This window comes from Streptomyces sp. LX-29 (assembly GCF_029541745.1).
Lineage (GTDB): Bacteria > Actinomycetota > Actinomycetes > Streptomycetales > Streptomycetaceae > Streptomyces.
The window spans coordinates 6,655,542-6,682,439 of sequence record NZ_CP089746.1 but is presented as its reverse complement, the minus strand read 5'-3'; the positions used below and the strand labels follow the sequence as shown (position 1 = coordinate 6,682,439).

General features: G+C 70.6%; 14 protein-coding genes and 4 pseudogenes. 9 read left to right on the top strand and 9 right to left on the bottom strand.

The window, feature by feature from the left end; genetic code table 11:
* Nucleotides 1–8: 8 nt before the first annotated feature.
* Nucleotides 9–407, top strand: coding sequence for a hypothetical protein (locus LRS74_RS28145; RefSeq protein ID WP_277743611.1), 399 nt, complete (start codon nt 9–11; stop codon nt 405–407).
* Here the strand turns inward: LRS74_RS28145 and LRS74_RS28140 are convergent.
* A pseudogene (locus LRS74_RS28140) lies at nt 344–1,141 on the bottom strand (LysR substrate-binding domain-containing protein); the annotation flags it as partial. The gene LRS74_RS28145 and the pseudogene LRS74_RS28140 overlap by 64 nt on opposite strands.
* Nucleotides 1,142–1,144: 3 nt before the next feature.
* Here LRS74_RS28140 and LRS74_RS28135 point away from each other — a divergent pair.
* Nucleotides 1,145–1,855: pseudogene (locus LRS74_RS28135) on the top strand (3'(2'),5'-bisphosphate nucleotidase CysQ); the annotation flags it as partial.
* A gap of 41 nt (nt 1,856–1,896) precedes the next feature.
* Entirely contained in the window at nt 1,897–2,493 is a 597-nt protein-coding gene (locus LRS74_RS28130) for an NAD(P)-binding domain-containing protein (protein WP_277743610.1), read from the top strand.
* Nucleotides 2,494–2,544: 51 nt separating this feature from the next.
* On the opposite strand, the gene LRS74_RS28125 is transcribed toward LRS74_RS28130, so the two are convergent.
* The gene (locus tag LRS74_RS28125; RefSeq protein ID WP_277743609.1) at nt 2,545–3,180 is read right to left on the bottom strand and encodes a TetR/AcrR family transcriptional regulator; all 636 of its coding nucleotides are present in this window, start codon (nt 3,178–3,180) and stop codon (nt 2,545–2,547) included.
* Nucleotides 3,181–3,289: 109 nt separating this feature from the next.
* Here LRS74_RS28125 and LRS74_RS28120 point away from each other — a divergent pair, with 109 nt between their 5' ends.
* Together LRS74_RS28120 and LRS74_RS28115 are read left to right on the top strand one after the other, a co-directional pair.
* Nucleotides 3,290–4,231, top strand: a complete 942-nt coding sequence (locus LRS74_RS28120) for an alpha/beta hydrolase (protein ID WP_277743608.1) — start codon at nt 3,290–3,292, stop codon at nt 4,229–4,231.
* 90 nt (nt 4,232–4,321) lie between these two features.
* Nucleotides 4,322–4,871, top strand: a pseudogene (locus LRS74_RS28115) (zinc-binding dehydrogenase); the annotation flags it as partial.
* Between the two features lie 307 nt (nt 4,872–5,178).
* On the opposite strand, the gene LRS74_RS28110 reads toward LRS74_RS28115, so the two are convergent.
* A complete protein-coding gene (locus tag LRS74_RS28110; RefSeq protein WP_277743607.1) occupies nt 5,179–5,532 on the bottom strand; it encodes a hypothetical protein in 354 nt (117 codons plus the stop codon).
* A 161-nt stretch (nt 5,533–5,693) separates the two neighbouring features.
* On the opposite strand from LRS74_RS28110, the gene LRS74_RS28105 reads away from it, so the two are divergent.
* The 4 genes and pseudogenes from LRS74_RS28105 to LRS74_RS28090 all read left to right on the top strand — a co-directional run.
* The gene (locus LRS74_RS28105) at nt 5,694–5,999 is read left to right on the top strand and encodes a hypothetical protein (protein WP_277743606.1); all 306 of its coding nucleotides are present in this window, start codon (nt 5,694–5,696) and stop codon (nt 5,997–5,999) included.
* A gap of 108 nt (nt 6,000–6,107) precedes the next feature.
* A complete protein-coding gene (locus LRS74_RS28100; RefSeq protein WP_277743605.1) occupies nt 6,108–7,640 on the top strand; it encodes an amino acid permease in 1,533 nt (510 codons plus the stop codon).
* Nucleotides 7,641–7,747: 107 nt separating this feature from the next.
* Complete coding sequence (locus tag LRS74_RS28095) at nt 7,748–8,548, top strand: GNAT family N-acetyltransferase (RefSeq protein WP_277743604.1); 801 nt, start codon at nt 7,748–7,750, stop codon at nt 8,546–8,548.
* A 31-nt stretch (nt 8,549–8,579) separates the two neighbouring features.
* A pseudogene (locus LRS74_RS28090) lies at nt 8,580–8,717 on the top strand (IS630 family transposase); the annotation flags it as partial.
* A gap of 47 nt (nt 8,718–8,764) precedes the next feature.
* Here the strand turns inward: LRS74_RS28090 and LRS74_RS28085 are convergent.
* From LRS74_RS28085 to LRS74_RS28060, 6 genes are all read right to left on the bottom strand, one after another.
* The gene (locus tag LRS74_RS28085) at nt 8,765–8,959 is read right to left on the bottom strand and encodes a hypothetical protein (protein WP_277743603.1); all 195 of its coding nucleotides are present in this window, start codon (nt 8,957–8,959) and stop codon (nt 8,765–8,767) included.
* 595 nt (nt 8,960–9,554) lie between these two features.
* Complete coding sequence (locus LRS74_RS28080) at nt 9,555–10,406, bottom strand: hypothetical protein (RefSeq protein ID WP_277743602.1); 852 nt, start codon at nt 10,404–10,406, stop codon at nt 9,555–9,557.
* Nucleotides 10,403–11,611: an acetyl-CoA C-acetyltransferase gene (locus LRS74_RS28075; protein WP_277743601.1), complete on the bottom strand. Its 1,209-nt coding sequence runs from the start codon at nt 11,609–11,611 to the stop codon at nt 10,403–10,405. The genes LRS74_RS28080 and LRS74_RS28075 overlap by 4 nt, the downstream gene beginning before the upstream one ends.
* Nucleotides 11,612–11,663: 52 nt before the next feature.
* Entirely contained in the window at nt 11,664–13,088 is a 1,425-nt protein-coding gene (locus tag LRS74_RS28070) for an MFS transporter (RefSeq protein ID WP_277743600.1), read from the bottom strand.
* An 11-nt stretch (nt 13,089–13,099) separates the two neighbouring features.
* Entirely contained in the window at nt 13,100–14,407 is a 1,308-nt protein-coding gene (locus LRS74_RS28065; protein WP_277743599.1) for a hypothetical protein, read from the bottom strand.
* A gap of 88 nt (nt 14,408–14,495) precedes the next feature.
* Nucleotides 14,496–26,612 carry a polyketide synthase gene (locus LRS74_RS28060; RefSeq protein ID WP_277743598.1) on the bottom strand — a complete coding sequence of 4,039 codons (12,117 nt, stop codon included), beginning with the start codon at nt 26,610–26,612 and terminating at the stop codon, nt 14,496–14,498.
* Nucleotides 26,613–26,898 lie beyond the last annotated feature (286 nt).

The window sequence follows — 26,898 nt, the reverse complement described above, 5'->3', positions numbered from 1 at the left end:
CCCATGTCATGAGCACCGCACCCGTTGCGGTCACTGAGGACGGAGTCGCGCCACCGCGTCGCGGGCGCGCGGCCGGCTTCGCCGCCGCCTCCGCCCTGGGGGGTCTCGCCCCGTCCTTCACGGTCCTGGTCACCGCTCGCGCCCTGGTGACTCACACCCGGGACAAGGCCGGTACGAGGCTGGGCCTGCCGGGAGCCGCGACGATCTCGGCCGGGCTGCTTGCCCTGGTCTACGGGTTCTCCCATGCCGAGTCCCGTTCTTGGGGCTCGCCCATGGCATGGGGCTTCCTCGCCGCCGGCGTCATCCTGATCGTCGTATTCGTGCTGTGGCAGCGCGACGCTCCTCACATGGCTAGCGCGGTTCGCGCCAGTCCGCGCAGCCAGGCGTGGGCGTGGTCGGTGTCGTAGCGCTGATGCCACGACAGGTATATCGGTGCCGACGGCAGTTCGAGCGGGAGGGGGAGCACGACCAGGCCGAGGTCGGCGACCGCTGAGCGCGTGGTGGCTTCGGGGACGCTGATCAGGAGATCGGAGCCGCGCGCGAACTCCAGCGCGGCCGCTTCCGTGGGCGCGGTCGCCACCACGCGGCGGGTGAGGCCGAGCCGCGCGAGGGCGTCGTCGAGGGCATTGCCGAGGTTTCCACGTCGCGAGACGGTGACGTGCTCAGCGGCGGCGTACTGCTCTGCGGTGACGGTCCTGACGCGGGTGAGGGGGTGCTCCTGCCTCACGACGATGACGAGGCGGGTCTCGCCCACGTTCTCGGCACGGATGTCCGGTGCGCTCGGACGGTTGGCGTTCGCCTCCAGGTCGACCTCGCCGCGCCGCAACTCGGGGGTGTCGATGCTCGATTCCGCGACGAAGCGCAATCGCACGCCCGGCGCCTGTCCGCGCACGGCCGCGAGCAGTGCGGGGCCGCTCAAGGCGATGAGGGAATCGTGCCAGCGGAGTGTGAAAGTGCGCTCCAACGTTGCCAGATCGAGTTCACGGCTCGGTGCCAGCACCCCCTGGACCTGGTGCAGCAGCTCATGCACCTGTTCCCGGACGGCGATCGCATACGGCGTCGGGGTCATCGTGCGGCCGGTGCGCACCAGGATCTGATCTCCGGTCGTGCGCCGGATTCGGCCCAGACTCCGGCTCATCGCGTCGGCGAGGTGGTCCGCTACCAGACCCGCGAAGAGCTGATGCGCGCGCTCGGCGCCAACGACGACACGGCCCTCGACATCCTGCGCCCCCGCCTCACGCGCCTGCGCCCGGACGCCGGCTGGGTGGAGGACGAGCTGGACGGCGGTGCGTTGCCGCCCGGCGAATGGTGGGTCGTGGATCCGGCCGAAGGCAACGTCAACCACCTGCATGCCCTGCCGGAGTGGGCGGTGACCGCCACCCTCGTGCGTGAGAACCAGCCGGTGCTCACCGCGGTCCACCTGCCGTTGACCGGCGAGACCTATACCGCGCTCACCGGCGCGGGCGCCTACCTCGACGGCCGGCCGCTGCACGTCTCCCAGACCACGGACCTCGGCCTGAGCATCGTGGCCACCAGCCAGGCCCGGCCGGACGAGGACGAGAAGGTCGTGCGGCGCTTCGGCTCCTCGATCACCGCGATGCTGTTCGACGCGCTCGTCGTCCGCACCGCCGTGCCCGCGACCCTGCACCTGCTGAACGTGGCCGCCGGCCGGATCGACGCCTTCTGGCAGTTCGCCGGCGCCCGCGCGGACCTGCTGCCCGGGGCGCTGCTCGTCACCGAGGCCGGCGGACAGATCTCCGACGCCGGGGGCCGCCCCTGGACCCCACAGAGCGAGAGCTTCCTGGCTGCCGCGCCCGGCGTCCACGCCGAGGCCGTCGCCACGCTCTCACGCTGACCGCGCACCACAACCTGCCCGCAGGGAAGGACCAGATCATCATGACCACGATCGCAGTTCTCGGAAACGGCCGCGTCGGCGGCAACCTGGCCACAGCCCTCACCCGGGCAGGGCATGAGGTGACCGTGGCGGACCGCGCGCCGGGCGCCGCCGCCGACGCTGCCCGGACAGCCCAGATCGTCATCAACGCCACCCCGGGGGCCGGCTCGCTGGACCGGCTCGTCGCCCTGCGCGACGAACTGCGCGACAAGATCCTCGTCGACGTCTCCAACGCCACCGTCGACGGACCGGACGGACTGCCCGCCGACCTGATCTACCCCGGCTCAAGCCTCGCCGAGCAACTCCAGGAAGCGCTCCCCGAAACGCACGTCGTCAAGACACTCAACACCATGCTCTTCCCGGTGATGACCGCACCGGCCACGCTCACCCAGGCGCCGACCGCGTTCCTCTCCGGCGAGGACCCGCAGGCCAAGCAGACCGTCCGTGAACTGCTCATCAACCTCGGCTGGCGCAAGGAGTGGATCACCGATCTCGGCGGGATCCAGACCGCCCGCGCCACGGAGGCCGCGATACTTTTCGTACCGCACGTGATTCGGTCCAGCGGATTCGCGCCCTTCGCGATCTCGATCGCCCGCTGATCCGCACACAGTGCACCGCGCCCCGGCGGGCCAGCGGCGGCGCCTGAGCGGTTACTGAGGGACGTAGCTCTCGATGTGGTCGATCGCCGCCGATACGGCATGTCGGTATGCGGTGCTCGACCGGCGGACCTGGGACAGCAGCATGCCCCCTTGGATGGCGGCCAGCAGGGCGGTGGCCAGTGCGGTGACGTCGGCGCACTCGCTCAGCTCGCCGCGAGCCTGCATGCGGGCGAGCCCCGACCTGATGGGTGCTTCCCACCGCTCGAAGGACGCGGCAAGGTCGGTGCGGGCCAAGGGGTCGGTCTCGGCGAGTTCGCTGGCGAGCGAGCCGATCTCGCAGCCGCCTACCCACCCCATGGCGTCCTGTCGGTCCGCTGCCCTGTCGCACCAGGCCCGCAGCGCGTCGATGCTGTCCAGGTTGTCCAGCAGGGGACGCTGCTGGTCGAGCTTGGTGTCCGTCTGAAAATCAACGACGGCCAGGACCAAGCCCTGTTTGTCGCCGAAGTAGTGGTAGATCTGCGACGCGCTGACCCCGGCGGCCGACTGGACGTCCGGGATGCTCGTACCCCCGACACCGCGGTGGAACATCAGTTCCGCGGCGGCCTCGATGATGCGTTCACGGGTTTTCCGGCCGGGCTTGGTGAGTCGGCGCCCCTCCGGCCCTTTGGCGTCTACTGGCGAGTTCATACGCGCACCGTACCGGGATTGGAATTGCCATTCCAATCCTGTGACTTGTAGAACTTGGAGCAGTCATTCCAATCCGTGTCGTTCCGGAAGCTCCAGGAAGGTCTTCATCATGTCCCTCGACCCCCAGATCGATGCCCTTCTCGAGAAGTTGGCCGAAGGAGGCGAACCGGCACCGGAGAGTCGAACGGTCAAGGAGAACCGCGACCTCGTGAGCAGCCTCTCCTTCCTCGCGGGCGACGCCGAGCCGGTCGGCAGCGTGCACGACGCAGTGGCCGCCGCCGAGGGCCTCGAGGTCCCCATCCGCGTCTACGCCCCCGCCATCGTCCCGCGCTCCGGGCCGCTGCCCGTGACGGTCTTCTTCCACGGCGGCGGATGGGTCCTCGGAGACCTGGACAGCCAGGACCACATCGCCCGCATCATGGCCAACCGCTCCGGCACGATCGTGGTCTCCGTCGACTACCGGCTCGCGCCCGAACACCGCTTCCCGGCGGGGATCGAAGACGCCTACGCCGCCCTGACATGGGTCGCGGCCAACGCCGGAAGTTTCGGCGGCGACGGGCAGAACATCGCGGTGTTCGGCGAGAGCGCCGGCGGCAACCTCGCCGCGGCCCTCGTGCAGGAAGCGCAGCGGCGCGGGGGACCTCGGATCGCACTGCAGGTACTGGCGTACCCGGCGGTCGACCGGTTCGACGACAGCCCCTCCATGTACGAGAACATGGCCGGCCCGCTGCTGAGCCGCAGCTGGCTCGAGTGGTTCTGGGGCCTTTACCTCAACACGCCCGACGAAGGCGCCGACCTGCGCGTCTCGCCGGCGCGTTCCGACGAGCTGGCCGGGCTTCCTCCCGCCGTCATCGTCACCGCCGAACACGATCCGCTGCGGGACCAGGGTGACCGGTACGCGCAGAAGCTCGCCGACGCCGACGTGCCGGTCAAGCACCTCCCGATCAAGGGTGCCACCCACGCTTTCTTCTCGTTCACCGGGTCGGTGCAGCTCTCACGGGACGTCTTGAATCAGCTCGGAGATGCCGTGGCCACGGCGTTCAACGACTGACCCGCCCAGCGTTGCCGCTTGCCAGGCCACCCACCACTGATAAGCGCGGCGGGGACCTGGCTTCCCGCGGGGTCTTGCGGCACCCCGCCCTTCGAGGAGGCGGCCGGGTACCCGTCGGTGGTGGAGACCGCGCTGCGCATCATCCGCGAGGTCGGCGTGCGGCCCGGGCAGACGCTGCTGGTCAGCGGCGCCTCCGGCGGCGTCGGGTCGGCAGTCCTGCAGATCGCCCGCGAGCGCGGCATCACGGTGATCGGCACGGCCGGGGCTGCGAACCAGGACTACCTGCGCGGCCTGGGCGCCATCGCCACGACCTACAACGAGGGCTGGGTCGAACGGGTGCGGCACCTGGGCCGGGTCGACGCGGCCCTCGACCTGGCCGGCTCGGGTGTGATCCGCGAACTCGTCGAGCTCACCGGGGACCCGCGCAAGGTCGTCTCCATCGCCGACCTCAGTGCACCGCAGCTCGGCGTCCGGTTCTCCGACGTGGCCGGGAGCATGCCGGACGCGCTCGCCGAGGCCGTCGACCTCATCTCCCGGGGCAGGCTCCACATCCCGGTCGAGAAGTCGTACCGAGGCAGCGGCGGCGCACACTGACAGCCGCGCCGGCCACACCCGGGGGCGCCGGGTCCTGGTCGTCTGAGCCGCGGTCCGCCCGTTGTCGACGTACGCGGCGGGGGCTTGCGCCTGACGATTCAGCGGATCTCCTACGGATTGGTCGCACTCGTCGTCGAGGTGGTGGGCACGCTCGGCGGATCCATATGGCTCGGCCAGTAGCACGGCGATCTCCCCTCAACAGCGCGGGCCCAGGAACGTTACCGGTTCCTGGGCCCGCGCCCGTTTCCGCAGGGTCTGGAGCTTGTGCGCTGGCGCTCGCCGGCCCGCCGCTACAGCACGCCGATCATGCCGTTGTCCTCCCAGCGCTCGGGATCTTCGGACTCCTCCTCCGCCTACGCAGGTGCGGGCGGGCGGGCGGCCGCGTGGGCGTCGTCCATGGCTCGTCGCGCCCGCTCCCACAGCTGCTCGAACTCGGCCTGGGTGATCTCGGTGGCTTCCGGCTGGTCTTCCCATCCGCCCACCGGGCCTTCGGCGACGACTCCATAGCGCCCCTCGTACCGGTCCACCGCCGAGAAGCCGCCGTGGTCGCGTGCGTGCATGACCTCGGCCAGACAGGCCGCTGTGGTCGGTTGACCGTCGGATCTGCGGATCTCGATCTGGCGTGGCGCCCAGTCGTCGGTGGTGTCGATCTCGAAATACATCCAGACGTCCTCGTCCGGGTAGTAGATGCGGGCCCACGTCAGCATGGCTACATCCTCCCGGTCGGGATGCCCGTCGCCGAGGGGTGCGCGGTGTGGTGTCAGCGGGCGTGGCAATGTCCCGGACGGGCGCCTGGAAGGTGCGGAAGGCACCCAGCGGGGGCGGGTTGCCTTCGGCCAGCAGGATTGAAGGAGTGGAGCAAGGGGGCATGATCCGGTGGCTGAACCCATTCCAGGGCGTCGGTCAGCGTGCACGTTGTGGCGCCGCAGCACGGCAATGCGATCCGGCGGCCGGTTCCGCAACCGACCTGAATCATCTGGCCCATGCGCTGGCGGCGGGCGGTTTCCCGAAGGAGGTGGCTGCCGTATCCCAAGTCATCGGCGACTTCACCACCCCGGCCCCGTGGCAGTACATCACGCACGACCCGGACCGTTGGTGGGAGGAGTTCGAGGCGCCCCGCAGCGCCTGCCTGCGGCGGATCAAGCCGCCGCCCAACGCGGGAAGACGGCCGTGAATACCTGTTGGCTCCGCGGGCGGGCGCCGCCGTGCCGCACTGACGCCCCAGCAGCCACCCTGCACCCCTTTCCTTTCCTTTCTGCTCTTCCCTGCGCGGAGATTCTCGATGCGTACATCAGCACACGCACGACGGCAGCGGTCTGAGCCGCTGGAGGACGACGAGCGCATACTCAAGGAGCTCGGCTATACCCAGCAGCTGCACCGGCGCATGGGCGCCTTCGGTAACTTCTCCGCTTCCTTGTCGGTCATCTCCATCATGTCCGGGGCGCTGCTGCTTTTCGGCTACGGCCTGAACAGCGGTGGGCCCGCGGTGGTGGTGTGGGGGTGGCTCGCCGTGGGGCCGCTGGTGCTGTGCCTGGCCGCGGCACTGGCCGAGATCACCTCCCGCTACCCCACCAGCGGCGGCCTGTACTACATGGCCCGCCAGCTCGGCGGTGAGCGGTGGAGCTGGTACACCGGCTGGCTCAACCTTCTGGGGCTGCTCGGCGGGATCGCGGCCCAGGACTACGGCATCGCGACCTTCACCGCCGCCTGGGCGAACCTGCAGTTCGGCTATGTGCCGACGCCGGGGTCCCTGCTGGTCATGTACGCGGTCATCCTCGCGCTGCACGCGGTCCTGAATCTCTTCGGCAGCCGGCTGATGAACGTCCTGACGTCCCTGAGCGCGTGGTGGCACCTGGCCGGGGCCGTCGTCATCATCGGCGCCCTGACTCTCATCCCCTCTCACCACCAGTCGACCGGCTTCGTGTTCTCCGAGTTCACCAACAACACCGGCTGGTCGAGCCCCGTGTACGTGATCCTGCTGGGCATGCTGCTGCCGTGCTTCGCCCTGGCCGGCTACGACACCTCGGCCCATCTGAGCGAGGAGACCAGTGGGGCTTCCGTGGCCGCGGCGCGCGGGATCATCCGCTCGGTGGCGGTGTCCTGGATCGCCGGCGGCATCCTGCTGATCGCCTTGCTGTTCGCCATCCAGGACTACGCCGGGACGCTGGGCAGCCAGACCGGGGTGCCGGTGGCGCAGATCCTCCTGGACGCTCTGGGCGTGGCGACGGCGAAGGCGTTGCTGCTGGTGATCATCGTGGCGCAGTTCCTGTGCGGCTACACCGTCACCGCCTCCGCCAGTCGCATGATCTACGCCTTCGCCCGGGACGGCGCCCTGCCCGGCGCGGCGCGTTGGCAGAAGGTCAGCCGACGTACGGCCGTCCCGGCCAACGCTGTCTGGCTCGCGGTCGGTGTCGCCTTCGTGCTGGCCCTGCCGTCCCTGTGTTCCGCCACGGCGTTCTCGGCGGTGACCGCGATCTCCGTCGTGGGTTTCACCCCGGCCTACGCCATCCCGGTGCTGCTGCGACTGCGCCACCGGGACCGGTTCACCCCCGGGCCCTGGCACCTGGGCCGCTGGAGCCGGCCGATCGGCTGGGTGGCAGTGCTCTGGGCGGCCGGGGTAACAGTGCTGTTCCTGCTGCCGCAGTCCAGCCCGGTCACCGCCACGAGCTTCAACTACACGCCCGTCGCCTTGCTGGTGGCCCTCGTCATGGCCGCTGCGTGGTGGCGGTTCGGACGCCGTTCCTACGGTGTGCCCCGCTCCGGCACGGCGAACGCCCACGACCAGATCGAAGAGGCCGAGAACATCATCCGATGACATCAGAACCGCATACCGCAAGCAGAGCCCCCGCTGCCGCAGAGGCACCCAAGCCATCCACCACCCGCTCAGGATCCTTGCCCAGCACACCACGTCATGGAGGCACCGTGACCGTATCCGCGGAGTCCATCGAATCGGTACAGCAACTCACCACGGTCTGGAGGACCCTGGTGCTCGACCGCGACACGGACGCGGACGTGCGTGACCTTCCGGGCATCGCGGTCCGCTGGGCCGACAGCCGGTTCGGGTTCTTGAACTGCATCACCTTGACCGAGACGGAAGCGGGAGCAGAGCTCCTCCAGCACCGTCTGAGTCAAGCCGCGGACATCATGCGGACGAAGAAGCACCAGGGCCTCGTGTGGCTCTTCGAAGACCTTCTCGACGACGAGGCCCGCTCCGCGCTGGAGACGACAGCCGAGCACGCCGGCCTCCAATACGCCTTCCCCGGTACGGGCATGGCCGGCGACCTGCTCCCCATCCCCGAGCCGGTCCACCCCGACCTGACGTTCGCCCGCGTCGGCACCGACGAGCAGTTGCGGGCCTACGCCGACCTCCAATCACGCGCGTACGGACTCCCCTTGGAGGAAGCCCGCGACGTCCTGGTCGGATCCGCGCTCTGGAAGAACGAGGTCCACGCCTACCTGGCCATGCGAGGCGACGAACCGGTGGCGTGCGCCGCCACGGTCGAAGCACAAGGCCGCCTGTTCGTCTGCTTCGTCGCCACGGACCCGCGGTGGCAGCGCAAGGGCTACGGCGAAGCGGTCACGCGCAAGGCGCTCTACGAAGGTGCGTGGGCCACCGGGCTGACCCGCGCCACGCTGCACGCCACCGCCGCCGGAGCCCCCGTGTACCCGCGCATCGGATTCAGGCCGAACACACGAATCCACTTCTACAGCCTGAAAGGCTGATCCGGTGAGGCAGCTCGTCAGACCGAGCATGGTGCACGCCCACCTGCGCTGGCGCAACAAGCACACCCGACACCCAGAGGTCCCGGCCGCACAGCGGCGCGAACGCGCTCGCATCCGCAGCGGGAAAGGCGTCCGCTGGGGCGGCAGACCGCTACCGGCAGCGGCCTGACCACCCAACCCGGCAAACGTTCCCGGCCGGTCGGTTGCGTCCGCCTGTCAGGTCTGGCCCAGCAGTCGGCGTCTGCGCTCCGCCGAGGTCTCCCCGGCACGCACGTACTTCCACTCACGCACCAGCTCGGCGGTGGTTATCCGGCACAGAATTCCCTTGTGGTCTATTCCCCGGACCTCGACGAGCCACGAGCCGTCGGCGACTCGGAACACCTTGCGTGCGGGCGTGTCTCCCGAGCCCAACGCTGACCTCTCTGGGGACGTACTCCATGGCGAGCTTGCGTGCCAGTCCGTCAGCCGCCGCACGACCTCCGTCCGGGACAGCATGCGTTGCGACGAGCTGCCAGCGGTGGTCCTCCTCGTACCCGGGGCAGGTCTCGGCCTCCACGAGGACGACCCACCGAGCTTCCTTCTGCGGAACCACGTCGTTGATCACAGCCGCAACGTAGTGCCTTGTGCCGCCGCAGCTAAAGGTCGGCGACTCCGGTCGGCCCCGGCCGCTCTCCAGCCAGGCCGGCACCGGCATCGCCTCACGCACCACCGCCCACCGCCCACCGCTCATCGGTCATATCGCTCGGATGCCGGCGGGCCCGCTCCCCGTGGTCGGCAGCGTTACCAAACCGGTGAGCCAGGCAGTCACACGATCTGATGGCGGAAGTGGACTGGCCGGTCTCGGGGGCGTAGAACCGCGACAACAGGGCCTCCTGGTACTCGTCCGGTTTCGCAACCTTTGAGCTACCAAGAGGCCCTGCCTGCATGCCGTTTCAGCCCGACGATCACCCGATCTCGGGAAGGACGTTCGAAGCGCACGCGCCACAGCCGAAAGAGCAACAGCCCGTCAGACCTCGCTGCCCGCGAGCAAGGTGAACAGTGGCGCCAGGCCGGAGCCGCGGACCGAACTCGCCAGAGGGGCGAGTTCCGCGCAGATCCTGTCCACGCCCTCCTCTCCCAGTACGGACAGGCCCCCTGACCAGGACAGCTCGTCCGTCTGTTGCTCCACCTTGTCGCGCAGTTCCCGGCCCGCGGCGGTGAGGGCACCGGAATCGGCGTCCAGCAGGCCGCGGGCGACCAGCGCCTCGGCCGCCTCGGACCACTCCTCCGGTGTCCAGCCCCGCAGCTCGCGCATCATCTCGTGCTGACCGAGGTCGGCGACGAGCATGTGATGGGACTGGAGCCCGGTGACGCCGGCGGCGACCCAGGCGGCCAGATGCCCGTCGCCGCGATGTTCCCGTACCGTGCTGGCGAGCTGCCACAGTGCCGCGACCGGGTCGTCCGGGAGCGGGAGAGCGGCATTGGCGGCACCGAGCGGGCGTCCGGTCGTCTCGAGCGCGGACGGCAGTGCGGCCAGCCGCGCGACCAGTGGCCCGGCGATCACGTCGGTGATGCCGGCCTCCCGGAGCAGCTCGCCCGCAAGAACGTTCCGGCGCTCGACGCACGTCGCCGGAGGCACCAGCGTCCACGCGGCGGGGACGGCCTTGCCCACCATCTCTGGCGCGAAGCCGCCGAACGTGGCGACCACCGTCGCGGCGTCCACCGCGCCGAGCGGAGCCGAGCGGAAGGCGATCAAGGTCATCCAGAATCCCCGGAGGCCGAGTTCCTTCCCGACGGCCCGGGTGTGCTCCACCGACAGCGCCGGCTGGTAGAGCGCCTCCAGGCTGTGCCAGAGCCGCCGTGCCGGGTGCGTGCTCACGCGGTCACCGCTTCCGGGACGCGGAGGATCAGCGCGGAACCCTGGCCGCCGCCACCGCACAGCGCCGCGGCACCGACGCCGCCACCGCGGCGCCTGAGCTCGAGCGCGAGCGTGAGCACGAGGCGGGTACCGGACATACCGAGCGGGTGCCCCAGGGCGAGCGCGCCGCCGTTGACGTTGACCTTCGCCTCGATGTCCTCGTCACCGAGCCCGAGTTCGCGCGCGGAGTGCAGGCCGACCGCCGCGAACGCCTCGTTGATCTCGATGAGGTCCAGATCGTCGACCGACAGGTTCTCCTTGCCCAGCGCATGCCTGATCGCGTTGGACGGCTGCGACAGCAGGGAGTTGCCCGGACCGGCCACGTTGCCGTGGGCGCCGATCTCGGCCAGCCACTCGAGGCCGAGCTCCTCGGCCTTGGCCTTGCTCATCACGACGACGGCGCATGCGCCGTCGGAGATCTGCGAGGCCGAACCGGCGGTGATGGTGCCGTCCGCGCCGAACGCGGGGCGGAGCTTCGCCAGTCCCTCGACCGTGGTGTCCGGCCGCACGCCCTCGTCGGTGTCGACCACGACCGGATCGCCCTTGCGCTGCGGGACCTCGACCGGCACGATCTCCTCGGCGAAGCGGCCGCTGCTGATCGCGGCGGCGGCGCGCCGGTGCGAGCGCGCGGAGAACGCGTCCTGGTCCTCGCGGGAGATGCCGGCCTTCGCGCTGTCCCGGTCGGTCAGCTCACCCATGAGGATCTGGTCGAAGGGATCGGTGAGGCCGTCGTGCGCCGTGACGTCCAGCATCTCGACCGGCCCGTACTTGGTGCCGGAGCGGGAGCCGGGCAGTACGTGCGGGGCATTGGTCATCGACTCCATGCCGCCCGCGACCACGATGTCGAACTCGCCCAGGCGGATCTGCTGGTCGGCCAGGGCGATCGCGTCCATACCCGACAGGCACACCTTGTTGACGGTCAGGGACGGCACGCTCATCGGGATGCCGGCCCGGACCGCGGCCTGGCGCGACGGGATCTGCCCCTGACCGGCCTGCAGCGCCTGACCCATGATCACGTACTGCACGGCCTCCGGCGCGAGGCCCGCGCGCTCGAGCACCGCCCTGATCGCCAGGCCGCCGAGGTCGACCCCGGATAAGTCCTTCAGCGAGCCCAGCAGCCGGCCCATCGGCGTGCGCACTCCACCGACGATGACAGAGCCTGACATGTTTCTCCCATGCAACGACGACTGATGTCTTCTGAATTATCGGACCCGGCGGTCAGCTGGTCGACCCCGCATGGGTGCTGTTCGCGTGAGGCAGGCGCAGCGCGATCAGGGCTCCGAGCACCCCTGTGGCGGCCATCAGGATCGCGGTGACGAAGCCGGCGTGCGGCGCGTCGGACGGAGCGTGCATGAGGTTCAGGAGCACCGAGCCGAAGACCGCGACGCCGATGACCTGGCCGAGCTGCATCACCGTGGTCAGCACGCCGCTGGCGTCCGCCGCGTTGGCCGGTGGCACCTTCCAGAGGGCGATGGTGAACAGCGGGCTGAACGCCGAGCCCATGCCGAGCCCGAAGAGCAGGATGCAGATCTCCATCCAGACGGAGATGTGACCGGAGTCCATGGCGAGAGCGAGACCGATCAGCGCCGCCATGGTGAGCAACAGACCTGCCGAGGGCAGCAGACGATGCCATCTGGCGGGCAGCTTGCGCCAGTTCAGGCTGGCGAAGCCGAAGGCGCACGCACTGGGCAGGAACACCAGCCCTGCGGCCAGCGCGCCGTGGCCCAGGCCGGTCTGCACGAAGAACGCGATCAGGAAGAGGATGGCGCCGTAGTTCGCGGTCGCGGCGAGCAGGGCCAGCGCGCCCGCCGCCATGCCGGGCGCGCGCAGCAGCTCACCATGGACCAGCGGTGAACCGCCGGTCCGGCTCGACCGGCTTTCGACCACTGCGAAGGTCAGCGTGAAGACCACGCTCAGCACCAGGCTCACCCACGTCCACGCGGGCCAGCCCAGCTCGTGCCCGAGGACCAGCGGCAGCACCAGCGCGACCACGGCGAGGGACAGCGTGGCCAGGCCCGGCAGGTCGAGCTTGCGGGACGGATTGCCGGCGTCCTTCGGCAGCGTGCGCGCTCCGGCGATCAGCAGCACCAGACCGACGGGCACGTTGACCAGGAACACCGGCCGCCAATCGCTGCCGAAGATGTCGGCACTGACCAGCACGCCACCGGCGATCTGGCCGACGATCGCGCCGCCGGCGATCACCGTGGCGTAGGCGCTGAGCGCCTTGGCCCGAGCTGCGCCCGCGAAGTTCAGCTGGATGAGGCTGAGCACCTGCGGCACCATCAACGCGGCCCCGGCTCCCTGCACGAACCGGAAGACGATCAGTGCCACAGCCGTCCATGCCACGCCGCAGGCGAGCGACGCCGCCGTGAAGACGGCGGCCCCGGCGAGGAACATCCTCCTGCGGCCGGCGAGGTCGCCGAGCCGCGCTCCGGTGATCAGCAGGACGGCGTAGCTGACGATGTAGCCGGCGACGACGAGCTGCAGCTCGGCGCCGCTGGCGTGCAGGTCGGTGCCGATGTTCGGCGCCGCCACGTTGGCGATGGCGACGTCGAGGATCGCGATGAACACCCCGGTCAGCAGAACTGCGAGGAGGCCGCGCGACGACGTCTCGGCGCGCGCGACCACCGTGTTGTCAGACATGCTGCGTCCCCCTACTGCGCGAGCGCCTGGAGGCGCTGCTTCGCGCGTTCGGGAAGGACGTACTCGCCGTCTCGTTCGATCTTGTCGTACAGCTGCTCGACGCGCTCGTAGTGGGCGTCGAGGTTCTGGTCCAGCAGGTGGTACTCGGACTTGTTGTACACACCGAACTGAAGGTCGGTCATCAGCCCGAAAGGGTTGATGTGTTCGGTGTGCCGGGTGCCGAACACGAGGTACAGGAACTCGTCGATGTCCTCGTAACCCAGTGTGGTCAGCAGGAAGTCGATGGAGTCCCGTTTGCGGGTGATCTGGTAGTCGCGTTCGTCCGGGTCGACGATGAAGTCGAGGCCGCTGGACATGCCCGGCGGGTAGTGCACCTTGTTGAAGCAGCGGAAGTCGATCGTCAGCCGGTCCTTCGGCGAACCGGGCAGCGTGCCGTCGCCGTGGGCCCGGTAGTTGTCGAAGACCAGCGCGTCACCGACCCGCGAGTCGCAGTAGTAGCCGGGAGACGGCGTGTCGGCGTACCGCTTCTCCCAGTACTTGGCCATCAGGAAGTCGCGCACGGTCGGCAGGTCGATCTCGGAGAGCTTGCCCTCCAGGAACAGGTAGAGGGCCTTGTCGACGGCGGCCTTCTCCTCCTTGTCCACGCCGTATTCCATGATCTTCTCGTACGCGAACTGCAGGTTCGGCGCCTCGACCTCGGCCTCTTCGAAGATCACGAAGGGCTGCCGGTCGAGCGGGGTCGGCGTCACCGCGGTGTGGAAACTGCGGTACTCGGTCGGGAAACCGAGCCGCTTCTTCACCAGCGACGGGATCTGCAGCGCGATGCCGCTGGCCGAGTGGGTACCGTAGGAGCGCTTGTTCGCGGTGACCACGAAGGCATTGACCACCGCGGTCTCGACCTCGGGGAAGTGCTTGTGGACGATCTCCTGGTTCAGGTCGTAGAAGCGTTTGGCCGACGGTATGAACAGCACGCAGTTCTCGAACATCGTCGACAGCGGGAAGTAGTTGCCGATCGACGCCTCGGCGAAGCTCTCCTGGATGACGGCCTGGCACCGCAGCTGCCGGGCCAGGTTGTCGGCGAGGCCGTCGTCGAGGTTCATCTGCTCGACGACGGTGGGGGTCGTGTCCGGATAGAAGCAGCTGGGGTTGAGGACGCGCTTCGGCGGCAGCCGCGACTCCACCTCCCCGGCGTCGACCGGGTACTTGTCCAGAACCGGCATCAACTTCTGGGCGTGCGCGCCGGCGGACGTGTGCAGGAACGTCCCGCTGGGCTGGTAGGTGCCCGTCACGACGGGTTCCCGCTCTGATTCTGCACTCATGCCGTTCCACTCTCCTGTCGATCCGGGTGTCGGTCCGGGGCCGGTGGAGCCGCCCGCGCCGGGGCGGCTCCACCCGTGCCTGGTGTCGTCACGCCCCGACGGGGCCGTGCGTCCTGGCGGCCGCCTCGTCGGAGGCGATGATGCGGTGGACATACCTCTCGACGAACTGTTCGTCGAGCGGCGCGGCGGGATGGTCGTCGCCGCCCAGCACATACTCGCCGGCGAGGCCGGCCCCGAACGTGAGCGTCAGGTTGTCCGGCGTCAGTCCGTCCACGAGTGCGGCGATCCGGGCCAGCGCACTCGTGGTGTCCGCGGCCGCGAAGGCCAGGGCCCGCTGCTTCCACTCGTCGAACGGCACCAGCTCACCGGAGCCCGCCGCCGCGCCGACCATCTCGAAGAAGCGGTCGAAGCTCGGCGCCCCGGCGTTGACGAAGTCGTAGTCCCGGCCGATGCGGTCCCGCTCGTCGAGCATGATCGCGGTGATGGTCCGGGACAGGTGGTCCACCGGCAGGACAGCCGCGAGACTGGCGCCCGTGCTCGGGAAGCACCCCAGGGCCATGCTGCCGGCGACCAGGTTGTGCAGGAAGTCGCCGCGGTCGAGCCGGAAGTGGCCCGTCGTGGCGGACGGCCCCACGAACGGCAGCCGGTACACCGAGGCCTTGGCACCGCGCCAGCGTGCCGCGGTCACCATCTGCTCCGCCATCCACTTGGAGGTGACGTAGCCGTACTCCAACTCGTCCGGCGTGACCTCGTACCCGAGGTAGCGCGGCAGGGTCCCGAAGGTCGACATGACGTGCACCGACTTGCCGCGGCCCGTCGACGCCAGCCGCAGGGTCTCGTGCACACCGACCACGTTCGGGCCGATGTACTCGCTCAGGGGCCGCACCCAGTCCACGAGGGCGCCGGAGTGGCACACCGCGTCGACCTCGTCGGCAAGCCGGCCGAACGCCTCGCCCGTCAGCCCGAACAGAGGCTGGGACAGGTCGCCCACCACCGGATGCAGCAGCGACGCGAAGTCGTCCTGCCACATGCCGTAGCTCGACAGCACACCGGTCAGCCGCCGCGTGGCGGTCTCCTGGTCGTCGGCCCGCACCAGGCAGTGCGTGGCGACGCCGGCGGCCAGCAGTTCGCGCAGGAGGAAGGCGCCGACGAAGCCCGTGGCGCCGGTGAGGAACACGGATTCCGGACGCCCCAGGTCGCCTCGGCAGTTGTCGAACCGCAGCGTCGGGTCCAGGTAACCCTTGCGTACCGGCGCCATGTCGAGACCGGCCGCGTTGTCCGTGTCCGCCGCACCGGCCGGCCCGGCAGTGTCCTCACCGGTGGAGACGGCCGCCTCCGACGGCTCGTCCAGGCCACGCTCCAGGAGTTTCTCCAGCAGGAACTGAGCCAGCGACTTCAGGTTCGGACGATCGAGCGCGATCTTCGCCGGCAACGCGAGGCCGGTCATGTCCGCGAGCTGGTTGCGCATCAGGACGGCGGTCAGCGAGTCGATGCCGAGGTCCTGCAGCGGCAGGCCGGGGTCCACGTCGTTCATCGAGGCGAAGCCCAGCGTCCTGGCCACGCCCTCGCGGACCATGTCCAGCACGACCGACTCCTGCTCCGCCGGAGCGGTCTGGCCGAGCAGCTTGCGCAGACCCGCACCGCCGTCGCCCTTGGCGCGGGTGCCGCCGCCACCGTGGGTGCTCAGGAGCGAGCGCAGCAGCGGGGGTACTCCGCCCTGGTCCTCGTAGTAGCTCTGGATCCCGGTGAGGTCCAGTGCGGCCGCCACAGTCAGCGGGCGGCCGCTGCGCACCGTCTCCTCCAGCAGTTCCAGGCCGTCCTGTGGAGAGAGCGCGTCCATACCGGTGCGGCTGATCCGGGCCCGGTCCCGTTCGCTGAGCGTCGCGGCCATGCCCTCGCCGTCCCACGGTCCCCAGGCCACCGAGGTGGCCGGCAGGCCCTGGGCCCGGCGCAGGTACGCGAGCGAGTCCAGGAAGGCGTTGGCCGCCGCGTAGTTGCCCTGGCCCGGCGCCCCCAGGATGTCGGAGATCGAGGAGAAGAGCAGGAAGAAGTCCAGGTCGAGATCGCGCGTCAGCCGGTGCAGGTGCCAGGCCCCGTCCACCTTCGGCGAGAAGACGGTGTCCAGCCGTTCGGGCGTCAGCGCCGACAGAGCACCGTCGTCGAGCACACCGGCCGCGTGGACCACACCGCGCAGCGGACGGTCGGCGTTGAACAGAGCCAGCACCGAGGCCATGCTGTCCGCGTCGGCGGAGTCGGCGGCCACCACCGTGGTGGTGGCGCCGAGCTCTTCCAGGCCGGCCACCAGCGCGTCCGCGCCAGGGGTGTCCGGGCCGCGCCGCGAGGTGAGCACGAAGTCGCGCACCCCATGGGCGTCCGCCAGCCAGGTGGCGACCTGCCGGCCCAGGCCCCCGACGCCACCGGTGATCAGCACCGATCCGCCCGGCTGGATGAATTCCTTCTGCTCGGTGGGTGTCAGCACCACCTTGCCCACGTGCCGTGCCTGGGCCATGAAGCGCAGCGCGTCGGACGTGGCCGTCATCGGGAAGGTGCGCACCGGCAGTGGCGTGAGCTTGCCCGCCGCGAGCAGTTCGGCCAGCGACACCAGCATCGCGTGCATCTGGTCCGGACTGGCCTCGAGCAGGTGGTAGACCCGGTACTGCACGCCGGGGTGGTTCTCGTCCACCCACGACTGCTCCCGCAGGTCGATCTTGCCGAGTTCCAGGAAGCGTCCGCCCTCGCGCAGCATGCCGAGGCTCGCGTCGATGAACTCGTCGGCGAGCGAGTTCAGTACGACGTCGAAGCCGCGTCCGGGCGCGGTGCGGCCGAACGACTCGACGAAGCCCAGATCGCGGGAGGACGCGATGTGGTCGTCGTCCAGCCCCATCTCGCGCAGCGCCGCCCACTTCGGCTCGCTGGCGGTGCCGTACACCTCGGCGCCGTGCAGTCGTGCCAGCTGGACGGCTGCCATGCCGACGCCACCCGCCGCGGAGTGGACCAGCACCCGCTCGCCCGGCTTCAGCGCGCCCAGGTCGTGCAGGCCGAACCACGCCGACAGGAACGTCATCGGGATGGTCGCGGCCTCCTCGAACGTGAGGTTCTCCGGGACGCGGACCACCCAGCGCGCGTCGGTGACGACCTCCGCGGCGAACGAGCCCTGGCCGAGGCCCAGTACCCGGTCGCCCACCTGGACGTCCTTGACCCCGGCCCCGACCTCGGTGACCACGCCGGAGAACTCCATGCCGAACACCGGGAGTTCGACCATGCCGAGCGCGTTGAGCACGTCCAGGAAGTTCACCCCGGCGGCCTTCACATCGGCCCTGATCATGCCCGCCGCCAGCGGCTTCGGGGTCACCCGGCGCACCGACAGCGGCTGGTCCAGACGGCCCTTCGCGGCGATCTCCAGCTGCCAGCGACCCTCCGGGGGCAGGGTCAGCTCGCCCGAGGCGCCGACCCGCTCGAGATGCGGGACGAGTACCTCGCCGTGCCGCAGCACGCACTCCGGTTCGTCGGAGATCATCAGCGCCGGGGCGAGAGCGGCCAGATCGGCGTCCTCGTCGCCGAGGTCGAGCAGGCGCAGCGCGAGGTCGGGGTGCTCGCTGCGGGCGGTGCGCATCAGGCCCCACAGCGGTCCCGCACCGAGCCCGGAGGCCATGTCGTCGGCGTTGACGCCCACCGCGCGGCGGGTCAGCCACACCAACGGCGGCGCGAACCCGGTCTCGGCCGCGGTGTGGAGCTGGCCGAGTGCCGCGGCGGACAGCTTGTGGGCCCCGGCCAGGGTGTCCTCGCCGGCGTCCCACAGGCAGATGACGCCGTCGAGCTCCTCGGCTTCCTCCAGGTCGCGCACCTTGAACGCCTGGACACCGGCCCGGCTCAGCGCCCGCTTCACCTCTGCCGCCCACGGCACCTCACCACCCGGCGACAGCAGGCCCCAGGAACCGCCGATCTCCACCTTCTCGGTGTCGGCCGGCCGCCAGTTCACCTCGAACCGGAGCCGGTCCACGCCCTCCGCGGCCAGCCTGCGCAGCACCGCGCGGTCGACCCGCCGGGCGTGCATACGCTCCAGCCGGCCGATGTTCTTGCCGGCGGAGTCGAAGAGGTCCAGGGACGCGTGGAACTCCCCGTCGCCCATCTCGAACTCGGCGACCCGGACCCACACTTCGGCCAGGCCCTTCTCCCGTATCGACAGGCGTTCCGCCTCGAACGGCACGAGCACGTCCTCGGGGTTCGTGTTGTGCATCCGCATGCTGAAGAGCTGCGACTGCATCGCCGAGTCCAGCAGAGCCGGGTGCAGGACATAGCCGCGGGCGGTGTGCGCGGCGTCCTCGGGCAGGGCCGCACGGGCCCACACCACCCCGTCGGCCTGCCACGCCTCCTGGATGCCCCGGAACACCGGGCCGAACTCGTAGCCGACGGTGTCCAGTTCGGCGTAGAGCGCGGAGATGTCAAGACGCTCGGCACCGGGCGGCGGCAGCACCACGGCGCCCGCCGTGACGGGCTTCGCGGGCACGATCCGGCCCTCGGCGTGCAGCAGCCACTCGCCGTCCCTGCGGTCGGGTGCGCTGTACACCTGGACCGGCCGGGCGCCCTCGGACTCCTCCCCCACGACGACCTGGAGGCGGGCGGGCGCTCCGCCGGCGAACACCATCGGGTACAGGAAGTCGACGTCGGCGACGTCCCATTCGCCGGGTGCGGTGGCGTCGGCGGCCGAGCGCATCGCCTCGATGTAGGCGGTGCCCGGCATCAGCACGGTGCCCATGATCTGGTGGTCCTGCACCCACGCCGGTTCCTCGGGCGCCACCACGGTGGTGAACACCGCGGTCTCGGTGCCGGCGATCCGCACGGCGCCGCCCAGCAGCGGATGGTCGGTGTCGTCCAGACCGGCGCCGACCGAGCGTGGCGTCGACGGCTCGAACCAGAAGCGCTCACGCTGGAAGGCGTAGGTGGGCAGGGCGACCCGTTCACCGCCGAAGGGTTCGAACCAGCCCTGCCAGTCGACCGGTACGCCCCTCACGTGCAGGTCGGCGAGGCTGCGCAGGACGACGTCGGAGCCGTCCTTGCCCGCCGCCAGCGACGGCAGCCACGCGAGGTCGGTCTCGTCGGCCAGGCAGTCCACGCCCATGCCGGAGAGCACCGGCTGCGGACCCAGCTCCAGGAAGGTGGTGACGCCCTCGCGGTGCAGGCTCGCGATGCCGTCGCTGAAGCGCACCGCGTGGCGCACCTGGCGCACCCAGTAGGCGGCCTGCTCCAGCTCGCCCGGGCCGGCCGGATTCCCGGTGAGACTGCTGACCAGCGGGATCGTCGGGGTACGGTACGTGACGGTCTCGGCGACCGCCTGGAAGCCGGCCAGCATGGCGTCCATGTGGTGGGAGTGGAACGCGTGCGACACCGTCAGTTCCTTGACCCGGCGGTCCTGGCCGGCGAAGTGCGCCACCAGGGCCCGCACGGCGTCGGCGTCGCCGGAGACGACGGTCTGGGTCGGGGTGTTGAGGCCGGCCAGATCGACCTTGCCGGTCAGGTCCAGCTCCCGTACCGCGGCCTCGGCCTCGGCGGCGCCGGCCTCGACCGAAGCCATCGCGCCGCGGCTGGGCAGCGCCTGCATCAGACGGCCCCGGGCCGCCACCAGACGGGCCGCGTCGGCCAGGTCGAAGACGCCGGCGACATGCGCGGCGGCGAGTTCACCGATGCTGTGGCCCAGGAGCAGCTGTGGCCGTACGCCCCAGCTCTCCCACAGCCGCCACAGCGCCACCTCCAGCGCGAAGAGGGCCGGCTGGGTGAAGTCGGTCCGGTCGAGCAGCGCGGCGTCGGCGGTCCCCTCCTCGGCCCACATGACGTCGAGCAGCGGCCGGTCCAGTTCGGTGAAGTGGGCGGCGATCTCGTCGAGCGCGTCGCGGAACGCCGGATGGGTCTCGTACAGATCCCTGCCCATGCCGAACCGTTGGCTGCCCTGCCCGGTGAACAGCAGGGCCAGGCGCTGCTCCTCGGCGCTGTCTCCGGTCCGGGCGGCGCCGGGCGGGGTCTCCCCGCTGCGGGCGAAGGAACCGAGCTTGTCCAGCAGTTCGGACCTGTCCTTCGCCATGACCACGAGCCGCTTGCGGAAGTGGCTGCGGGTGGTGGCCAGCGAGTGCGCCAGGTCGAGAAGGCGGTCCTGGATGTTCATGCCCACGTACTGGTGCAGCGCCTCGGCCTGTGCGCGCAGGGCGGCGTCGGTGCACCCGGACACCACGAACGGCAGCGTCGACGGCGGCTGCGCCGCGGTCCGGTCCGACGGGAGGGGCGCCGGCGGTTCCTCCACGATGACGTGGGCGTTGGTGCCGCCGATGCCGAACGAGCTGACGCCGGCGCGGCGCGGCCGGTCCTTCGGCAGCCAGGGCTGCGGCTCCACGGCCAGGGCCATGTTCGCACCGGCCCAGTCCACGTCCGGGGTGGCTTCGGAGACGTGCAGGGTGCGCGGGATCACGTTGTGCCGCATGGACTGGACGACCTTCATCACACCCGCGAGGCCTGCGGCGGCCTGGGTGTGGCTGAGGTTCGACTTGACCGAGCCGACCCACAGCGGTTCGTCGGGGTGGCTGCCGCCGAAGACCTCGCCGAGGGCGGTGCCCTCGATGGGGTCGCCGAGGCGGGTGCCGGTGCCGTGGGCCTCCAGGTAGTCGATGTCCTTCGGCTGCAGCCCGGACGCGCCGAGGGCCGCGCGGATGACCTTCTGCTGGGCGGGTCCGCTGGGCGTGGTCAGGCTCGCCGCGTGGCCGTCGTGGTTGACGGCGGTGCCGCGCAGGACGGCGTGGATGGTGTCGCCGTCGCGCTGCGCGTCGGAGAGCCGCTTCAGGATGACGACGGCGACGCCCTCGCTCCATCCGGTCCCGTCGTTGTCGGCGGAGAACGACCGGCACAGCCCGTCGGGCGACATCCCGCGCAGCCGGCTGAACTCGACGTTCATGTTGGAGGTGAGGAGGATGGTCGCGCCGCCGGAAACGGCCAGGTCGCACTCGCCGTCACGCAGTGCGTTGGCGGCGAGGTGAGTGGTCACCAGGGACGAGGAACAGGCTGTGTCGATCGTGATCGTCGGGCCTTCGAGGCCGAACACATGGGAGATCCGGCCGGACGCGGTCGCGAGCGCGGAACCCGTGCCCACGTAGCCGTCCAGGTCGGCTATGGAACCGCCGGTGGTGATGCCGTACTCGTGGTACGAGGAGTTCTTGCCGACGCCTATGTACGTGGCGGTCTGGCTGCCGCGCAGCTGGTCGAGCGTGTAGCCCGCGCGTTCGAACGCCTCCCATGTCGTCTCCAGCATCAGCCGCTGGAGCGGATCCATCGCGTGCGCCTCCCGTGGCGCGATACCGAAGAACGACGTGTCGAACATGTCGATCGGCGTCGCGAGGAAGCCTCCGCGGCGGGTCACCGACTTGCCGCGCGCATCCGGGTCGGGGTCGTAGATCGCGTCGGCGTCCCAGCGGTCGGCGGGCACCTCGCTGATGCCGTCGGCCCCGCGCTCCAGCAGGTCCCACAGCTCGTCCGGGCTGCTCACGTCGCCGGGAAGCCGGCAGGCCATGCCGATGATGGCGATGGGCTCGTCCTCGGCCCGGCGGCTCGACGGGATCCGCGTCGGGCCGGTCCGGGCGCCGGCGAGGTGCGCCGCCAGGGTCTTGACGGTGAAGTGCTCGAAGAGCCTGGCCGAGGAGATGGGCCGGCCCAGCACCTTCTCCAGCCGGATCTGGACGCGGACCACGCGCAGGGAGTCCCCGCCGATCTCGAAGAAGTTCTGGTTGACGCCGATGCGGTCGTGGCCCAGGACGTCCGACCAGATCGCGAGGATGTCCCGCTCCAGCTCGTTGGCGGGCTTGGCGATGGCTCCGGCGTCGGCGACCGGGCTCGGCAGGGCGTTGCGGTCGATCTTGCCGTTGGGGGTGAGCGGGAACTCGTCCAGCTCGACGAAGAACGCCGGCACCATGTACGCGGGCAGCCGCTCGGCCAGCCAGGGGCGAAGGAGGCGGCCGATCGGCGCCTTGGCCGGCTCGCCCGCCGCGGGCACGTTCGCATACCGGGCGAGCGTGGCGCGGTCGGTGGCGGCGGCCGGGCGCAGGCTGAGGTCCGGGGTCAGGCCCGGGCGCCAGAACACCGCGTCGAACGTCCGCTTGTCACCGGAGCGGCTGGGCAGCAGCGCGCATTCGAGCCCGGCCTCCTGGGCGATCTCGGTGAGGTCACGGGGGTCCACCGGGAGGGCGTATCGTTCCGTCACCTCGTCGAGCGCCCCGGTGTGATCGGGCACCCCGGCGAGCCGGCCGTTGGGTACGTCGGTCAGGCGCAGCGGTCCGCCGTCGAGGCCGGCGAGCAGCGCGGGCACGGCGGCGGTCTCCAGCGACTCGGTCCGCCAGTCGTGTTCGGTGGTGGCGGTGTGCGCCTCGGGGCCGCCGCCGATGTGGAGCGTCACGTCGTAGCGGTAGCGGGTCATCTCGTTGACGTACCGGCCGTCGCGCAGCATGACGTCGACGCGGGTGATCTGCGGGAAGAGGGCGGGGAGGTCGGCGAAGTAGTCCGGCGCGACGACCAGTTCGCGCTCGGCCCGCACCTCGCGTTCGACGCGGCGGGCCACCTCCTCGGGCGTGAGGTCGTCGTGGCGGAACCGGATCACGTCGGCGTGGAACATGCTCAGCAGCGACAGGTCGCGTATGTCCCCGAGGAACACCCGCCCCTCCGTCACCGCGGTGGTCGCCCACTCCAGCACCGAGGTCAGGTAGTCGACGCCCGGGAAGTACTGGGCCACCGAGTTGACGATCACGGTGTCGAAGGAGCCGGCGGCCACGGCCGGCAGGTCGTGTGCCGGGCGGTGCTCGCAGGTGACGTTCGGCAGCGACCGCAGGTGGTTCCGGGTGACCTCGACGGCCTGGGCCGAGGCGTCCACCGCGTGGTACGCGGTGCAGTGCGGCGCGACGGCGAACATCATCAGGCCGGTGCCGAAGCCGACCTCGAACACGCGCTGGGGCGCGTAGGACAGGATGCGGTCGACCGAACCGCGCTGCCAGTCACGCATCTCGGCCACGGAGAACGGCAGACCGTCATAGCTGTTGCGCCAGCCGGCCAGGTTGAAGGTGGCGTCATCGGCGTCGGACTCGTAGGCGCGGTCCCAGGCGCCGGCCCACTCGGCCAGCGCGGCACGCTGTACCTCCTCGTCGTGGGCGGACGCGGTGGGCGCGGGAGCCTCGCGGACGCAGTAGGCGACCAGTTGCTCGTCGCGGCCGACGACGACCGCGCGGGCGATGTCGTCGTGGGCGGTCAGCGTCGCCTCGATGTCGCCCAGTTCGATGCGGTGGCCGCGGAGCTTCAGCTGGCTGTCGTTGCGGCCGAGCACGCGCAGCGCGCCGGGTGCGACGAACCGGGCCAGGTCGCCGGTGCGGTACAGCGTGTCGCCGGCGCGGAACGGGTCGGGGACGAAGCGGGCCCGGGTCTGCTCGGGGGCGGCGTGGTAGCCACGTGCCACTCCGGCGCCACCGATGCACAGTTCTCCGGAGAAGCCGGGCGGCACCGGCACGAGGTTCTCGTCCAGGACGTAGAGCCGGGTGTTGGCCACCGGCCGGCCGATGACGACCTCGCCCTCCGGCTCCACCCGCCAGATGCTGGACCAGACGGTGGTCTCGGTGGGCCCGTACATGTTCCAGACGGCGTCGCCGCAGCCGAGCAGACGGTCGGCCAGTGCGCGCGGCAGGGCCTCACCCCCGCACAGGATCTTGCCCAGGCGCGGGTCGCCCTGCCAGCCCGCGTCCAGCAGCAGCTGCCAGGTCGCCGGCGTGCCCTGCATCATCGTGATCCCGTGACGCCCCATCAGGCCGATCAGCGCCTTCGCGTCGACCGTCTCGTGGGCCTGGGCGATGACCGTGGCGGCCCCGCTGAGCAGCGGCAGGAACAGTTCCAGGACCGCGATGTCGAAGGAGATGGTGGTGACCGCCAGCAGCCGGTCGGTCTCGGCGCAGCCGGGCTCCCGGCGCATGGACTCCAGCAGGTTGCACAGCGCGCCATGGCTGATCTCCACGCCCTTGGGCGTGCCGGAGGTGCCGGAGGTGTAGATGACGTAGGCGAGGTCGTCGGCCTGGACCTCGACGTCCGGGTTGGCGGCGTCGCCGTCGGCACGCTCACCGGCGGCATCCGTGATGCTCAGGCAGCGCGTCGACCACTCGGCGAGGTTGGCGGGTGCCGCGGTCGGGGTGAGGACGATCCGGGGGTCGGCGTCGTCGATCATCTGGCGGATACGTTCCGCCGGGAACGCCGGGTCGACCGGCACATAGGCGGCACCCGTCTTCAGCGCCGCCAGCACGGCCACGACGACGTCGGGCGAGCGGTCCAGCCCTATGCCGACCAGGTCGCCGCGGCCGATGCCGCGCTCGATCAGCGTGTGCGCGACACGGTTCGCCCGGCTGTTCAGCTCACCATAGGTCAGCCGCGTGTCGGCGCAGATCAGTGCGACGTTGTCGGCGTGGCGCTCGGCGGCCTGCTCGAAGAGCGTGTGCAGGCGGTGGCCGAGGATGGTGTTGTCGTCGGTGGCGTTGAAGGCGTCGGTCAACGACGCCCGATCCGACGCGGAGAGGATGTCGACGGACTCCAGGGTCTCGTCGGCCAGCCCGGGTAAGCGGTCGCACCAGTCGCCGAGCTGGGCGGCGAGGCGGGCGACGTCGCCGCGGGCCAGACGCCGGGCGTCGAAGTGGAACTCGACCGTCTCGCCGTCGGGTCGGACGACCAGGTTCAGTGCCGGGCGCCGGCCGTCAGCGGGCTCCGCCGCATCGGCCCACGAGATCATCACGTCGGGCGTCAGGTCGCCGGCGTCCCACAGCCGGCGCAGCGTCTCGTCCCGTCCGATCTGGTCACGGCGCAGCCATCCCTTCTCCTGCCCGAGACGGAACTCCTCGGCGACCGCCCGGAGGTTGTCGGCGATCGTCCGGCCGGGGTCGACCGTGGCGCGCAGCGGCAGCCAGGCGGCGAACAGGTCCCGGTAGTCGGGGTCGATCCCGTCGCGGGGCGCGGCGACGGCGAGAGTGACGTCGTTCGTCGCGGCCGCCCGGCTCAGGTACGTGCTCACCATGCCGGCCAGGGCGGACACTCCGCCGGGAGCGGCGCAGCGCGCGACGACGGGAGCGGCGTCCTGCTCGGTGTCCTGCGTGGCGTCCTGCTCGGTGCCGGAGGCCTGCGGCGTGAAGGGCAGGCGGAACGGGTGGGCGTCGGCGCCAAGACGCTTGCGCCAGTGGGCGGCGGCCTTCGACGCCCGGGTGCCGGTCTCGGTGATGCCGTCCCGGAGGGCGTCGCCGGGAGCCAGGAGGATCAGGCCGGCCCGGACCGCGTTCTCCGTCCGGAGGCTGTCCGTGTCGACCGGCTCGCCCTCCAGCGTGCTCAGCCGGATCAGGCGAACGGCACCGGTGGCCGTGGCCACGTTCAGGCCGTCCGCGTCGCAAGTGAGCACCTCGCCGGGTGCGGCACCGGGGGACGCCACGCCGACGCGGGCCTCGCGGACGGCGAGAATGCGCCCGTTGACGTTCACCTTGGGCCACACGAGCGGGCAGCCGAACAGCCCGTGGTCGGTCGCCCGGACCATGGCGACGATGTCCTCGGCCTCGCGGGCCCAGTCGATGAGGCCCTCGGCGGAGAACTGCGTGTGCCGGGAGAAGTAGCGACGCGCGGCCAGGTCCTGAGGGACGGCGGTCTCACTGCCTTCGGCGATGTCGCCGATCAGATCGGCCACGCTCGCGACAGCAGCCTCGTCGCACTTCACGCCCAGCGACAGCGCGGTCTCGTCGGGCTCGACCGGCACCGGTATCCGCTTGAGAATGTCGCCCCCGTCGACCAGCTCGCCGATCCGGTGCCACGTGATGGCGTAGTCGCTCTCACGGTTGGCGACGGCCCAGGAGGGTGCGTTCAGACCGGCGTACTCGGGCAGCGGACCGTAGTGGTAGTTGACGCTCGTCCGATGCGCGCATGCCAGCAGTGCCTCGGAGATCAGGGCGTCGTTCCCGATGCTGAGAAGCACGTCGCACGACAGCCGGGCCGGGTCGAGAAGCGCGTCATCGAGGTCGTGGTGGCCGATTCCCGATTTGACGGCCCAGGCGCGGACCATGGCGTCGCCGGTCACCACCGCCCGGATCCGGTGCCCTGCCGACAGCAGCGCCTCACCGCAGCGAGCGAGGACACCACCCTTACCGATCAGAACCACGTTCAGAGTCCGCATCACTGTTCCCCCTTCAGTTCCCCCGTGGCGGAGTTTCAGACGATCAACATCGATGACGCGTGGTCATGATGTGTGGCTACTTGATGCTCAGTCAAGAAGATTCCGAACAAACGCAGTTGAGGGTTTGCAACTGACATGGCATCAGTTGGCAAGGGTTCTCGGCAGCATCACGACCCCGGGAATCCCTCGGGCCACGCCCGCATCATCGGCAACGGACGATGTCCGTCTTCTCGGCGACCGTGTCGAGTTCTCCTCGGGCGTGGACGGCCATGGGCCTGCGTCCGGC

Coding starts and splice junctions, on each gene's coding strand:
- LRS74_RS28145 (WP_277743611.1), top strand. CDS start 9: ATGAGCACCGCACCCGTTGCGGTCACTGAGGACGGAGTCGCGCCACCG.
- LRS74_RS28130 (WP_277743610.1), top strand. CDS start 1,897: ATGACCACGATCGCAGTTCTCGGAAACGGCCGCGTCGGCGGCAACCTG.
- LRS74_RS28125 (WP_277743609.1), bottom strand. CDS start 3,180: ATGAACTCGCCAGTAGACGCCAAAGGGCCGGAGGGGCGCCGACTCACC.
- LRS74_RS28120 (WP_277743608.1), top strand. CDS start 3,290: ATGTCCCTCGACCCCCAGATCGATGCCCTTCTCGAGAAGTTGGCCGAA.
- LRS74_RS28110 (WP_277743607.1), bottom strand. CDS start 5,532: ATGCTGACGTGGGCCCGCATCTACTACCCGGACGAGGACGTCTGGATG.
- LRS74_RS28105 (WP_277743606.1), top strand. CDS start 5,694: ATGATCCGGTGGCTGAACCCATTCCAGGGCGTCGGTCAGCGTGCACGT.
- LRS74_RS28100 (WP_277743605.1), top strand. CDS start 6,108: ATGCGTACATCAGCACACGCACGACGGCAGCGGTCTGAGCCGCTGGAG.
- LRS74_RS28075 (WP_277743601.1), bottom strand. CDS start 11,611: ATGTCAGGCTCTGTCATCGTCGGTGGAGTGCGCACGCCGATGGGCCGG.
- LRS74_RS28070 (WP_277743600.1), bottom strand. CDS start 13,088: ATGTCTGACAACACGGTGGTCGCGCGCGCCGAGACGTCGTCGCGCGGC.
- LRS74_RS28065 (WP_277743599.1), bottom strand. CDS start 14,407: ATGAGTGCAGAATCAGAGCGGGAACCCGTCGTGACGGGCACCTACCAG.
- LRS74_RS28060 (WP_277743598.1), bottom strand. CDS start 26,612: ATGCGGACTCTGAACGTGGTTCTGATCGGTAAGGGTGGTGTCCTCGCT.